The sequence below is a fragment of the Roseofilum acuticapitatum BLCC-M154 genome (genome assembly GCF_030068475.1).
Classification (GTDB): Bacteria; Cyanobacteriota; Cyanobacteriia; order Cyanobacteriales; family Desertifilaceae; genus Roseofilum; species Roseofilum acuticapitatum.
In genome coordinates this window covers 1-14,994 of sequence record NZ_JAQOSP010000006.1, presented here as the reverse complement: position 1 = coordinate 14,994, position 14,994 = coordinate 1, and the positions used below count along the sequence as shown (strand labels likewise).

The window sequence follows — 14,994 nt, the reverse complement described above, 5'->3', positions numbered from 1 at the left end:
AATCCTTTGATATTGCTGGAGTGGGAGCATCTTGCTCCCTAAGTTTTTAATTAGGGTATTTCCGCTTCGCGGACATGAACAAACGGACTTGATATAACCCGCTTTTCATCGTTCTACAGTCAATTTGAATAACTCAATGTGTAAGGTGGGCAGTGCCTACCCTACTTGTGAGTGTCTCAACCTTAATTGAATCAACTATAATTGGACAAATTCAGTTGATTTCCCCCAAGATTTCTTGGGGGCCAACAATAGATAAACAACCTGCATTAAGATAGGTTCGGGAAATCTCTTGAGCTTGTTCTATACTCACTTGAGCAATGGCGGCTTGAAATTCGGTATCGAATTCAATTCCTAAACCAATGGTTTCATACCATCCCAGAATTTGGGCAATTTGGGAATTGGTTTGTTTTCCTAATGCATATTGCCCCAATAGTTTATTTTTACTGGTACTCAATTCTTCTAGGGTTAGGGGGATTTGAGTGAGGCGCTCGACTTCTTCTTGTAAAGAAGTAATTGCAATTTCCGTATTTTTGGGAGCAGTCCCCATATACACAACAAACTGGGACAAATCTTGACGAGTGGGATAAAAAGCAGAAACATCATAGGCTAATCCCCGTTTTTCCCGCAATTCTACGAACAAACGACTGGATAAACCATTGCCTAAGTAAGTATTGAGTAATTTTAATACGGGATAGTCAGGACTCTTGACATTAGCTCCTGGATAACCGACCATGACGATTGATTGTTGGGTTTCTTGGGGTTGAATGACAGGAGGGATGCCAAACATCCGATCTAGGTTGTACTGGGGAAAAGGGGCTTTAGGGATGGGTTTTTCGGGTGCTTCCCAATCGCCTAAAATATCCTGTACTAAGGAAATGACTTCTGATAAGGTAATGCGTCCACAGATACTAATGACTAAATTATCGGGACGAAAATAGGCTTGATGGAAGGCTTGCAAATCATTCTGGGTAATGCTTTCTACACTTTCTTGGGTTCCGAGGCTGGATTTGCCATAGGGATGATCCCCATACATGGCTTCCCGTAAACCTTTGAAGGCTAAGGAAAAGGGCTGTTCTTGGGCTTGGCGAATGCTTTGTAAAACCAGACGTTTTTCTAATTGTATTTGCTCTAGGGGAAAAGTGGGCGATCGCATCAATTCAGCCACTAATTTAAACAAGGGCACAAAATCGGCAGAAACCGTTTTCAGGCTCATGAGAAAATAATCGGCGGCTGCATCTGCACCACAACTGGCTCCTACAGACTCAATTTGTTCGGCAATATCTGACCAAGAGAAATTGGGGGTTCCTTTGGTGAGCAAGGAAGCGACTAAATTAGCCATACCCGCTTTTTCCGGGGGGTCGCAACTACTGCCAGAGCGCAAAAACCAACGACTGGAAATGATATCAGCGATGGGATTTTCCACAACTAACAAGACGATACCATTGGTGAGTTGTAAGCGATGGGTCTGATTGGATTCTAATGAGGAGAGAAGACTAGCCGTCATGAGAGTTATGGGTAATTACAGGAGTGTTTGAGCCGCCTAAATTTCCCTTGTGTAAAGGGAGATCAAAGTCTGGAGCTATCTACAAAATAACCGTTGAGTTTGGGTGTTAAACTTTGAGTATATTTTACAGCAGTTTGCGCTTTATGCATTAAAAGTCCTTCAGTGTACTTTTTTAATACGCTGAAGTCTGCCTAAATCTCCCTGTTGCTCTAGGTAAAACTCAGGATGCAATCTTAAGAATTGATCAACCCCTTCCCTAACTTGTTGCCCCCAAAAATCTTCTCCCATATCATGGAGAATAATCACCCCATCGGCAGCAACATGGGATGATAAGAGGAGTAGATCGCTCAGTACCGCTTGAGTGCGGTGATCTGCATCTAGAAAAATGGTTTTAAAGGGCCCATGGGCTTGACACACTTGTGGGCCAATCGTGGGGTAGTGGTTTAAATTAATGCCATAATCTATCACCGTTTGGCGATCGCCAGCATCAGGAAAACAGCAAGAGAAAAATCCCTGATAAATCTGAAAGCGATCGCGAACTCCCACATGCATCAGTGCTGCTTCCACAAACGATAGCATTGTTTCTGGGTAATCGGGGATCTCAAACTTGCGAACACACAACCCATTCATTAAACCAGTCGGTAAGCCAGGATCGACACAAATCACCTCAGAGTCGGGAAAACAAAGGCCTAACACGACAGAAGACACCCCCACAAACGTACCCACTTCTAAGATTTTGCCCCGATCGGAGTTGGGGCAAAAGTTCACTAAGATGTCGGCATCCTCCGGTTTTAAGGAAGCATTTTCTACAAACTCCCGATTGAGTCCTACTTGGGCTAAAAAAGAAAGGGCTAACTGACGAGCATCTTGGGGAGAAAGGGTCTGTTTCATGCTAGTTGCAAGTGTTAATTGATTTTACGACCATTTACCCGTATCCGACTCTTCCGGTTGACTCTCTGGTTGCGTCCCCGTATCCGGTCGTTCCTCCTCAATGTCGTTACTATGGCCATTCTTAGCCAAAGGTTTCTTCAACAAACCCGACAAATTCCCTAGACGGCCTAAACGGCCAGAACCGCCGTTAGATTTAGGGGGTTTTTGCGGTCTTTCTCCTTTAAGCAGGAAGGCTTCCAAGTTTTTGACCGCAATATAAAGGTTCGGCGTAATCAACAAACTGAGGACGGTTCCCACCAGCATTCCTCCAAAGATCGCCGTTCCCAAAGACCACCGACTGCTCGATCCTGCACCAGAGGCCGTGACCAGGGGCCAAAAGCCCACCAAAGTAGAAAAGGCAGTCATTTGAATGGGTCGGAAGCGCTGCTCGGCGGCTTGGGTGGCTGCTCTGGTGAAGTCTAGACCTTTTTCATGGAGTTGGTTGGCAAACTCGACGATCAGAATGGAGTTTTTGGAGGCTAACCCGATGAGCATGACGAGGGCAACTTGGCAGTACACATCATTGTTGACTACCGGCCAAATGCCTCCCGCTTGTACCATATTGGCTCGGAACCAAATGGCGGAGAGGGCCCCTAGTACGGAGAGGGGAACGGACAGCATGATAATGGTGGGGTCAATGTAGCTCTCATACTGGGCAGCTAAGACTAGGAACACCATGATAAAGCCGAGACCGAAGATGATGGGGGCGCTGCCTCCAGAGGCTTTTTCTTCTAGGGCGGTTCCTTGCCAGGAGTAGCCAAAACCGGGGTCTAGGACTTCGCTGGCGGCTTGTTCCATTGCGGCGATCGCCTGTCCAGAACTATAGCCTGGAGCCGGCCCCCCTTGAATTTTAATGGAGCGGAAGACATTAAAGTGTTGGATAATCTCTGGGCCGGTGAACTCAGTCAGCTTAATTAAACTGCCCAAGGGAACCATTGTCCCCTCTCTTGAGCGCACATAGAGTTGATTAATATCTTCAGGATCGGAGCGATATTCGGCATCCGCTTGCACATAAACCCGATATTGCCGTTGTCCGAGGACAAAATCATTAACGTAGCTGGAGCCAAGATAGGTGGCGAGGGTAGCAAAGACTTCATTGACATCTACATTTAGGGCTTTAGCGCGATCGCGCAATACCTCTACTTTTTTCTGGGCTTTATTGGCCGTAAACTGGGTATATGCACCAGCAACCGCCGGATACTTATCTGAGTTAACTGCCCCAATTAAGCGGTTGGCATTATCGAGCAGGTCTTGGATTGTGGCATTACCCGTGCGGTCTTGCAGTTGGAATTCAAAGCCCCCGGTATTCCCCATCCCTTGGACTGGAGGGGCATTCACTGCCAAAGAAAACACTTCTGGAATTGTGCCTAAAGAGCGATTAACCTTTCGCAGAATGCCATAAATGGACTGTTCTGCCGTGGGTCGCTCATCCCAAGATTTTAAGTTGACAAAGAAGATACCCTTACTGGGGTCTTGACCATCAAAGCTATAACCGGTTGCGCCAAAGGTATGGGCGACTTCCGGGACAGCACGGATTTTTTCCTCGACTTTTTTGGCGACTTGGGCAGTATAGTCTAGGGATACACCATCGGGAGCTTGATAAATGACCAGAAAATAGCCTTGGTCTTCTTCTGGCACAAAGCCACTGGGAACGGTGTTATACATCCAAACGGTGGCCACTAAACCGATGATGAATACGCCGATGACTAGGGCATTGATGCGGGTGAGAAATTGGATCAAATTCCCATAGCGAGCCTGCACCCAACCAAACCCTCGGTTAAATTGGTTGAATAGCCAAGCTAGGGGGCCATGGGGTTCTTCTTTGCGCCGCAAGAGCAAGGCGGACATGGTGGGGGAGAAGGTGAGGGCGTTGAAGGTGGAGCAGGCGACGGCAAAGGCAATGGTGAGGGCGAATTGTTTGTAGATAATGCCGGTGGTTCCGGGGAAGAAGGAGACGGGGATAAATACAGCCATGAGTACGGCTGAGGTGGCGATCGTTGCGCCGGTGAGTTCTTCCATGGCATCGAGGGCGGCTTGTCTGGCTTGCATTCCCTCTTCTATTTTGCTCGATACCGCTTCTACAATCACGATCGCATCATCCACCACTAAACCGGAAGCCAGGGTGAAGGCGAATAGGGTGAGGGTATTGATTTCAAAGCCCACAATTTTCAAGCCGGCCGCCGCCCCAATCAGAGCGACGGGAATGGCGATCGCCGGAACCAGAGTCGAGCGCCAGTCCTGGAGAAACACAAACAAAATCAGGATTACCAAACCGATCGCCTGGAACAGGGTAATCACCACTTCTTCCAAAGACTTGTTAATAAATGTCGTTGTATCATAAGCAACGACCATATTCATGCCTGGTGGGAAATTAACCGATAACCGTTCCATCTCTGATTTCACCGCTTGAGCAGTTTCCAAAGCGTTTGATCCCGGCAACTGATAGATAGCAATCCCCACCCCTGGATTAGTATTTAAGAGTACATTTACCGTATAATCCTGTGCCCCTAATTCCACTTGCGCCACATCTTTAAGCTTGACTAAAGTTCCCCCAGAGCCAACCTTGACCACCAGCTCCTCAAATTCGCTAACATCAGCAAATCGACCAGTGGCTTGCAGGGGAATTTCAAACAGTTGTCCATCTGGAGATGGGGCTTGGCCAATTTTCCCGGCTCCCACTTGCAGGTTTTGTTCTCTCAGAGCATTCACCACATCGGAAGCTGCCAGTCCCCGTGCTGCCATTTTATTCGGGTCAAGCCAAATTCGCATGGCATATTTGCGATCGCCGAGTAAAGTCGCTTGTCCTACCCCTGGCAGTCGTTTAAGCTGGTCAAGAATATTGAGATCGATATAGTTACTCATAAAGATCTCATCGTAAAAATAATTTCCCGACTCATCGCGCTCCGATGAAAATCCCAGCACCAAAAGAATATTCGGTGAAGCTTTATCCGTTTTCACCCCCGTTTGCTTCACTTCTGCTGGCAGTTGAGGCTCGGCAATCGACACCCGGTTTTGTACATTCACTTGAGCAATATCCCGGTCTACTTCCTGGGGAAAGGCCACCCGAATAGAGGTCAACCCCCCATTATTGGTGTTGGAGTACATATATTTCATGTTCTCCACCCCATTAATTTCTCGCTCGATAATCGTGGTGGTGGTCGTTTCCGCCGTTTGCACATCTGCGCCAATATAGCTGGCAGTCACCTGTACTTCCGTATTCGCCAACTGAGGCAATTGGGAAATCGGGAGCAAAGGTAAAGATATGCCCCCCACCAGGACGATGAGGATGGAGCAAACGGTGGTTAAGACCGGTCGCTTGATGAAGTTGTCAGCAATACTTAGGAGCATGGGTCATTTTGGGGAATGGGGAATGGGGAATGTTGCATATCAAGTCCGGTTATTCATGTCCACGAGGCGGAAACCCCACAATTCAAAGTCTAGGGAGCGAGACGCTCCCACTCCAGTAATATCAAGGGATTCCAGGAGTGCGGGCATCTTGCCCGCTTGTTTTTTACCATTCAAGGGATTCCAGGAGTGCGGGCATCTTGCCCGCTTGTTTTTTACCATTCACCGGACTTGATATGATTTGTAATCATAGCGGTTTAATCGGACTTGATATAACAGGTTTAGGGTAACCCGACTTCATTAAAAAATCGCTCGTAAATGCCTCCAGTTTATCTTAAGGCTGGATTTTCACAAGAGAAGCCTGTTACATTGCTTAAGATTTCTGGCTTAAGATTGTTCCGCAGAATTGGGCAAGGTGGTGGCATCGACTACAGGCGCTCCATCGACGAGTTTAACCACGCCTTCAGTGACGATGGTTTCTCCTCCCTGTAAACCGTCTTGCACGACAAAGTTTTGCCCGGTGATACTGCCTAGGGTGACGGGGGTTTGGGTCGCGACTTGTTGCCCTTCTGATTCATTGACCACAAATACAAAGGCTTGGCCCCCAATGCGCTTGATAGCAGTGGTGGGAATGGTTAAGCTGGGTCGATCTTCCCAAACGACTTTGGCTTTGACCAATTGATCGGTGCGGAGTTGGTTTTGGGCGTTGGCATAGATGCCTTTAATGGTAATGGTTTGGGTATTGGGATCGGTTTGGGGGGAAATGAAGGAGACGGGAATGGTGGTAATCGGTTGATTATCTTGGGTTTTGAGTTCGATTTTCGTGCCAATACGGACTTGGGCCAACCGGTCAATGGGAATTTGGATCAGGACTTCTAAGGGTTGGGATTGGCTGACGGTGGCTAGAAGGGTTTGGCTATCGACAAAATCGCCGACTTTGATGGGGACATTGCCCACGGTTCCGGAAAAGGGCGCGTTAATTTCATAGAATCCTAACCGGGCTTCTGCTTCGGCGGCTTGTTGCCGGGTGCGTTGCAGGTCTTGTTCGGCACGGGCAATTTCGGCCCTAGCTCCGGCGATGACTTGATCTTGGGCGGCCAGTTGGGCATCGACGGAGGCAATCAGGCGATCGTAGGCTCGGCGGGTACTCTCGACTTGAGATTGAGCGGCTTCGATCACTTTTTCTTGGTTTTTGACATCGGCTTGGGCTTGCAGATAGGAGCGTTTGGTTTGATCTGCGGTTTCTTGGGAAACGGCTCCATTGGCAGCTAGGGATTGATAGCGCTCATTTTCTAGGGTTTGATAGTCGAGTTGGGCTTGCCTGCGAGTGAGTTCGGCTTCTTGGGAGAGGAGGGTGGATTTGGCGTTTTCCCAGTTGGCACGGGCGGAGTTGAGGTCTTTTTCGGCGGCAATGCGGGCCCGTTCGGCGATCGCCGATTGCAGGTTACTTTTGGCGGTTTCTACGGCGGCTGTAGCCGATCCGACTTGCGCCAGTTGGGAATTCACGGCTGCCTGTTGTTCAATGGGATCGATGATAAACATTCGCTGCCCTGCGGTGACGCGATCGCCTAACTCCACATAGCGCTCTAAAATATTTCCACTCACCCTAGGGCGCACGTTGGCTATTTCCCTAGACACTAAAGCCACATTATATTCTGTGCCATCACTAACTCGCCCCAATTCCACCGCTCCAAAAGCCACGGGAACCGCCGGACGACCGGTTGCTGTTGCCTGTATCTGCTCTTTGCCACAAGAGGCTAACACTATAGCACTGGCAATTAGGGGCAGAAGTTTAAGAGTATTATGAATAGGATGATAATTCATGACAGGTTTATGCTAGATCATTCTTGATAACGGCACTTATTCTATCCTCTGCCTAGCCAAGACTCCCAATGACTTAAGCATAATTTGGTAATTAGTAGCAGAGAAAAGGTGTTCTCTACTCTTTTTCCAGAATGCCCTCAATTATAGACAATCTAATGCCGCCAATAGGGTTTGAAGGTCTGCGTTGGGGTGAAGGAAGGAAAAGAGGTGCTTGTAGCGCAAAATTCCCCGCTTATCGAGGACAAATTGGGCGGGGAGAGGTGCGCCCAAGGCTTGACCGACAGCATAGGCACGGAAACTGCTACAGTCGGGATCGGAGAGTAGGGGCATTTTCAAGGCTAAATCTCGCACTACGATTTCGCTCTGTTTGGCATCGGTGCTAGTGATTAATAGCACTTCTGCACCCCGCTCTGTGAACGCTTCATACTGTGCATTGAGTTCTTTAATGTGGGGGAAACACAGGGGACAGTATTGTTTTTCGGTGAAAATGCGGGTAAAAGCGAGAACAACTGGTTTTTGCTCGCGATATTCCGATAGGCGCACTGTTCCCCCCTGGGTAATATTGGGGAGTTGAAAATCAGGGGTTTTTACTCCCACATTCCAGTGACTGGTTGCGGGGATGGGGAAGAAGTTGTTGGCAAAGCGTTGATTGAATAAACCGCTAAAGTCTGTGGAAGTAACCATTTTGGTTAGTCTGTGATGATTCTGAAGGTAGGACTTTTAGTAGTGTAACGTCAGTTTTGGTTATAGCGCTACGCATTAAAGTTAGGACAACTTGAGGTTGGTAAGAGCTTTCCGGCTGTAACTTTTTGTTTAAAATCTAAGTGCGTAGTGCTATAACCTCTAAAATACACTCAGTAAATAGGGTAAAGCAAGGAGTGGGAGCGTCTCGCTCCCTAGAGGTGAGAGCGAGCGTCTCGCTCCCTAGAGGTAACTGCGAGCATCTTGCTCCCTAGAGGTAACTGCGAGCATCTTGCTCCCTAGAGGTAACTGCGAGCAAGATGCTCCCTAGAGGTAACTGCGAGCAAGATGCTCCCTAGAAGGTAACAGCGAGCAAGATGCTCCCTAGAGGTAACAGCGAGCAAGATGCTCGCATTACATCCTGTCTGTCATATCAAGTCGGGTTAAACAGTTGTTATTGCGATCAAAGAAAATCAATCGCCGAGTTTACCGGGATTGCTGAGATTGCTTCACTCCACTGCGTTCCGTTCGCAATGACAACTCATAGATTAATGCTGTACCTCATAACAGCGCAAAGCGCTGTCTCACCTCTAGCGAGCAAGATGCTCGCACTACACCCTGTCTGTCATATCAAGTCAGGTTTCCGCAAGCGGACATGAAAATGGGAAAAGAGAAGCGGGCAAGATGCCCGCACTCCTCCAATCCCTTGATATTACTGGAGTGGGAGCGTCTCGCTCCCTAGAGGTGAGAGCGAGCGTCTCGCTCCCTAGAGTTTTAATTACAGCGCTTCGCGGACATGAATAACCGGACTTGATATTATTCTCCTGCCGTGACAACCCTAAAATGGTGGGTTACGGCGGATTGATAGATTGCTCTCAGAGTCTAGGTTTTAGCCGCCTAACCCACCCTACGCTAATGCACTATTTTAGCTGTGTCACGGCACTACGGTGATTGGCTGTGGTAGCTCGATAAAAAAAGTAGGGGGAATTCATGAATTCCCCCTACAAAATTAGGTTTTAACCGAACTTAAACAACCAGGATAGAGAACCTATACCAGAGCAAAGGACTGAGTAAAGTCAACACTGGCAAACGCGGTTGCACCGACGGCAAATTCTTGACCACCAAGAGTGCCACCGACAAAGAGGCTGCTCATGACGGAGACATTACCGGTTAGATTTACCTGAATATCGGCAGTGGTAAAGGTGAGTTGCTCAGGCGCTACACCACTGACGATACCGAGAACAGAGGTTACGCCATTATTGTTGACTTCGATAATGGTATTGCCGTTTTCTACGGTGAACGTGAGATTATCGGGAGTGATGCCACCGGTTAAGCCGATGGTGTCGCCTTCGCGGTAGTCTAAAATCAGGTCGGCTTCGGCTGCGGTTGCGGCTGCGGTTCCGGTGCGGAGAACGAAGACATCATTGCCTGCACCACCGATAAGGGTGTCTGTACCCGCATCACCACTGATGACATCATCGCCAGCACCACCGTTGATCAGGTCATTGCCTTGACCGCCAAAGATGTTATCGTTATCTGCACCACCGTCGATGGAGTCATTGTTTTCGCCGCCGGTGAGTTGGTCTTGGCCAGCATCACCATTTACGATATCATCGCCGCGATCGCCGGAAGCCATATCATTACCATCGCCACCACTGACAGCATCATTCCCTTGGCCACCGTAACAGATATCATTCCCTTCGCCACCGTTAACCACATCATCGCCTTGGTTACCATTGGCAGTGTCATCACCTGCACCCGCATCAATTTGATCGTTACCCGCCAAACCAAAGATAAGATTAGCTGCGGCTGTACCCATCACCACATCATTACCGATACTGACATTAAACTCAGTGGTGAATTCAACAGAAACATTCGTTCCGGTTGTAGTTGTCGTTGAAGAAGGACTCGGAGGCGCAACGGGGTCAGTAAACGTACCCGAACCCGAAGCTGGGGGTAGGGGATTGGGGAAGGCCGCCAAAATTTCCGCACTGGTTAAATTAGCGACTTTTTCAACAACCCCGGCTCCTCCAGAATTGCTTTCAAAGGAGAAGAAGTCTTCAACCACCAAATCTTTGGTTGCATCAACCTGGCCATCATTATCGAGATCAACAACTAAATTTGTGCCATCGCGTAAGACCTTCGTTCCCGTTGCCGGTGGTGCATTTTCACCTTGGGGAGGTAAGGACAGGGTAACCCCTTCCACTTCAATCACATCACCACTACCGCCACTATCTTTAATCGTGGTTCCCACAGCATTGGCAGCCGTCAACTTATAAGTATCGCTACCGCCGCCTGCTTGCAGATTTAAGCCCGCAACTGCACCACCGGTAATCACATCATCGAACTGAGAACCAATAGCGCCTTCAAATCCGCTAATCTGATTCTCGAATTGGCCAACAACCGTGATACCCGTTTGCAGGTTAATCTCTACACCAACCGAGGCTTCCACATAGGACACGAAGTCAAAGCCATTGCCGCCAACCAAACTATCATTACCTTCTCCACAAGTGAGGGTATCATTCCCATCTCCCCCATCCAGGGTATCGTCACCCGCTCCCCCATTGAGTTCATCGCCATTTTCGCTACCGGTCATCTTGTCATTACCCTTAGACCCGGTAAAGCCTTCAATGCCTTCAAGCTGATTATTCAGTTGCGCTCCTCCGGCTAGGGTTCCGGTAACGGTGGTGGAACCAGTAGCAGAGAGGTTAATTTCTAATCCCACATTGATGGAAATATCCAGCTCTACATTGATAAAGCTGACCATATCAAATCCATCACCCCCATTAATCTTAGATGTGCCTTTGCCGCAGATTAAGACATCATCATCTGCTCCACCATCTAGCACATCACCGCCAATGAGGGTATCTTTACCATTACCACCCACCAGACTATCTGGCCCTTCGCCACCCACGAGGCAATCATTCCCATTGCCGCCAACTAGGGTATCGTTGCCATCTCCACCGAGCAGGGTATCTTTACCGTTATCACCGACTAGAGAATCATCGCCATCGCCACCCACTAAGGAGTCTTCACCGTTGTCACCCACACAGGTGTCATTACCGGCATCGCCCACTAGGGTGTCATCCTGATTTCCTCCGATGAGGGAGTCATCCCCTTCACCGCCTTCGAGGGTATTTTTGCCATTACCGCCCTCTAGGGTGTCGTTGCCATCGTCGCCCATACAGGAGTCATCTCCGTCTCCACCGACTAAGGAATCATCTCCATTGCCACCAATGAGGGTATCTTTACCATCTCCACCGAGACAGGTATCATCGCCATCTCCGCCGTCCATTTCGTCGTCACCGTCAGCACCGGATAGTCCGGAAATTTTGGAGAGTTTACCCGTATCTTTGGCTGTACCGCCAGTATCTTTACCGGTGTCTTTAGCTGTACCGCCACTAGCTTTACCGGTAGATTTTTTGGATTTTCCCGATCCACCAATGAGGATATCGCTACCTTTACCGCCACTGAGTTTATCGCTGCCTCCGCCTCCAATGAGGATTTGACCTTTGTCCAAACCGCCGGATACGCTGCCTTCTCCTTTGCTATCGACGGAAATAATGGCTTTGCCGAGAACGGTGGCGGAAATGTCGAGGGCAAATTCAGAGATTTGAGCATCGCTGAGTTCTGAGATTTCTAGACCAAAGTGGGTCTTGAGTTCGGCTTCGTAGTTGACTTTGACGAAGGTCAGAGCTTCAACGGATAGGGTGGATTCAGCCGTAATAAATGCCATGTTATGATTCTCCTGATTCTTGATGATGTTTAGTTAAGCTGGGCGTTTTAGAGTCCACAGCGTTTAAGTCGCGATCCGAGGTAGGGCCATAAGCGCCCCCGCCTTCCCCATGTGGGAAGATGGCCCTGGGGAGCGCCCAGATTAAAGGTGAGGTCAGCGTAGGCTAACCATGACTGGTCGGGAGATCGCCAACCGACCCGATCGCCGAATTCTTGATAGTTTTTGTCTAAAGAGCGCCATATCCGGTTTTGTACGCTAAACCCAAAGTGACCATTGCTGTATTGTACCCATAACCGGTCTAGGGTTCGCAAGTCTCGACCGGGCAGGTATTTGACTTCCTCTTCGGTGAGGCTACCTTGGGCGGTGCGATCGCTAATTTCGAGTAAAATCTGCTCAGTTTGGCGATCGGCTTCTTGCCAATTTCCGGCAGCTAGGAGTTGCTCTAAGGTGCTGTAGTCCATGCCTACAGCCGAACTCCATTTACGCTCGGTATCGTTGATGGCCGGGGGCGCTTGCCAAGGGGGGGAAATGAGGGCAATTCCCAGCAGATCGAACCAGTGCTGAATGGACTGGGGCCGGTCTTCGGGTTCCAGGGCCATGCCTGCTAAAATGGCGGTGTTGGTGCGATCGCTAATCAGAGGATTCAGTTGCTTTGGTGGAATCAGTGGATCGGGTTGGTTGCGAGCCACTCGGCGATCGCGATTTGTTGCCGACTCTGGCACTTCTTCCGTTAACAGCGCATAGAGGGTAGCCGCTAACCCATAAACATCGGTGTAAGGGCCCCTAAACGATCGCCAATCATACTGTTCTATGGGGGCAAAACCTCGACTCACATAAGCCGTATGACCTTGGACTAAATTCGGCATAAATTTACGAGCCATGCCAAAATCAATCAGTGTGGTGGAGGCTTCACCCTTACGCCGCAGGATATTGAGTGGCTTAATATCCCGATGCAAGAACCCTTGATGATGAACCGTATTCAGAGCATCTCCAATTTGTTGGATATAGTGGAGCGCTTCCCCTTCCGGTAAAGCTCCTTCCGTATCCACTAGAGTCCCAAGATTGGTTCCTTCGATATACTCCAGAACAATGCACCAAAGGTGGTCTTCTTGGATCAACTCTTCCACCCGAACAATATGGGGATGGGAGCATTTGGCGATCCACAGAGCTTCATTGAGAAAGTCTTGTTGGCATTTCTCGAAGTCTTTTTTATTGCGGATCTTCTCATTGAGCGTTTTGATCACCACCTTCTCGCCCGTTTCAGTTTGAGCCAGATAGGTGATCCCAAATCCACCTTCGCCCAGTTTTCCGGCGATCGTATAGTGACTGTCTTGGAGTTCATGTCCCGGTTGCCACACCATATTATTTTGTTCTTCCAGACCAACACAGAGGTTTAATTTTGGGTTTATTTTAGTCCATTGACCCCGGTCATCTGGAGTGGGTAACAAGAGCATAAATTACACCGATCGCAAGTTAATACAGCAGTTTTCGCGCTTTATGTGGGACATCTTGATCCCCCTTTCATGTCCGCTTGCGGAAAATCCCCCTTAAAAAGCAGGGGGTTTTCCTATTCCCCCCTTTTTAAGGGGGGCAAGGGGGGGATCTTTTCCTACTGTCCACCGATACAGCGCTTTGCGCTGTATGCAAGCCAAATCAGATGAAATCTGCAATAGATCGCATCTGCTAGAAAGAATTTCGAGGGTTAGGGAATTTTAGGCGATCCTACAGCAATGCAGAATCCCACTCCCTCAAACTATCAAAACTTTGGGCGAAGCTTCCTCTTCAGAATTTATAATCCTATCCATAGAATTCTACCTAGCTTGTCGTGTTCTACTGGACAGCACTTTAACTGCTATCCACCCATTTCTACATCTTCCCTTTTCCCGATTACGGATTTTCAACTCAAAAAAAAATTTCAGCAGAATTCTTCCCAAGTCGCCCATTTTTGTCCTGCGGATCGTCAGCTTGTAGGAATTGATCTAAATTAATATTCTTTTCTTAAAGAGATTCATGATAAATCTAAAACTTTTAGCACACTCAAGCCAATCCCACATCCACTTCTACAAATACTATTTGGTTATTTAAGACTAAACGGAAGTCTATACCGTATATACCAGCGATTGCTATACCGGTACTGATTTGATCGATTCTGCCTTCAAAATGACCCGTTCTGACCACCCTAACATCATTCACAGCAATTCCAGCTAAACCAATCCTATCCATTTCTTGATAGCCAACAATCAAAGGAATACTTCTAGAATCAGTTGCTAGAGAAGCGCGTAAAATATAAACATCAGCACCTGCATCTCCAGACAAAATCCCGCCACCAATATCGCCACTGAGGGTATCATTTCCATCCCCCCCAGAAATCATATCACGGCCTTGTCCGCCCCAGATAAAATCATTCCCCGCACCGCCAATGAGCGAATCATCTCCCATTCCACCTAAAATCAAATCATCTCCCACTCTACCCTCAATAGTATCGTTCCCCACTCCCCCAAAAAAGTAATCATTCCCTAACTCTCCATAGAGAATATCATTGCCTAAATCTCCATAAAGAAAATCATCCCCATCATTACCATTAATCCAATCATCATTTTGTCCCCCATAGCAAAGATCATTACCCTCTCCACCAATAATCGAATCATTGCCTGTATTGCCACTCAGTAAATCTCGTCCCCCTGCACCCATTAAACAATCATTACCCTCTAACCCAAACAGGTAATCATTCCCCTCTTTACCTAAAATTTCATCATGGTCTACCGTTCCAATGAGAATGGTATCTTGGTTATCTGCGGCAATAATCGCTACCATAGTCTTATCTCCTTATTCTTATATCAAGTCCGCTTAAGTACCCTAATTAAAAATCCAGGGAGCAAGATGCTCCCACTCCAGTCATATCAAAGAATTCGAGGAGTGCGGGCATCTTGCCCGCTTCTTAACAAATTTTCATGTCCGCTTGCGGAAACCGGAC

8 protein-coding genes are annotated in these 14,994 nt (G+C 48.2%); all 8 read right to left on the bottom strand.

The window, feature by feature from the left end; genetic code table 11:
• Positions 1-211 precede the first annotated feature (211 nt).
• Positions 212-1,504 (bottom strand): M16 family metallopeptidase, encoded by a 1,293-nt coding sequence (locus tag PMG71_RS00810; RefSeq protein WP_283751730.1) that lies wholly within the window; start codon positions 1,502-1,504, stop codon positions 212-214.
• A 159-nt stretch (positions 1,505-1,663) separates the two neighbouring features.
• Positions 1,664-2,395 carry a class I SAM-dependent methyltransferase gene (locus PMG71_RS00805; RefSeq protein WP_283751729.1) on the bottom strand — a complete coding sequence of 244 codons (732 nt, stop codon included), beginning with the start codon at positions 2,393-2,395 and terminating at the stop codon, positions 1,664-1,666.
• A 24-nt stretch (positions 2,396-2,419) separates the two neighbouring features.
• Complete coding sequence (locus PMG71_RS00800) at positions 2,420-5,782, bottom strand: efflux RND transporter permease subunit (protein ID WP_283751728.1); 3,363 nt, start codon at positions 5,780-5,782, stop codon at positions 2,420-2,422.
• A gap of 384 nt (positions 5,783-6,166) precedes the next feature.
• Complete coding sequence (locus PMG71_RS00795) at positions 6,167-7,603, bottom strand: efflux RND transporter periplasmic adaptor subunit (protein ID WP_283751727.1); 1,437 nt, start codon at positions 7,601-7,603, stop codon at positions 6,167-6,169.
• A 141-nt stretch (positions 7,604-7,744) separates the two neighbouring features.
• Positions 7,745-8,287 (bottom strand): peroxiredoxin family protein, encoded by a 543-nt coding sequence (locus tag PMG71_RS00790; protein ID WP_283751726.1) that lies wholly within the window; start codon positions 8,285-8,287, stop codon positions 7,745-7,747.
• Positions 8,288-9,332: 1,045 nt separating this feature from the next.
• The gene (locus PMG71_RS00785) at positions 9,333-12,020 is read right to left on the bottom strand and encodes a calcium-binding protein (RefSeq protein WP_283751725.1); all 2,688 of its coding nucleotides are present in this window, start codon (positions 12,018-12,020) and stop codon (positions 9,333-9,335) included.
• A 47-nt stretch (positions 12,021-12,067) separates the two neighbouring features.
• A complete protein-coding gene (locus PMG71_RS00780) occupies positions 12,068-13,474 on the bottom strand; it encodes a serine/threonine-protein kinase (RefSeq protein ID WP_283751724.1) in 1,407 nt (468 codons plus the stop codon).
• A 583-nt stretch (positions 13,475-14,057) separates the two neighbouring features.
• Positions 14,058-14,834: a calcium-binding protein gene (locus PMG71_RS00775; RefSeq protein ID WP_283751723.1), complete on the bottom strand. Its 777-nt coding sequence runs from the start codon at positions 14,832-14,834 to the stop codon at positions 14,058-14,060.
• Between the last annotated feature and the right edge of the window lie 160 nt (positions 14,835-14,994).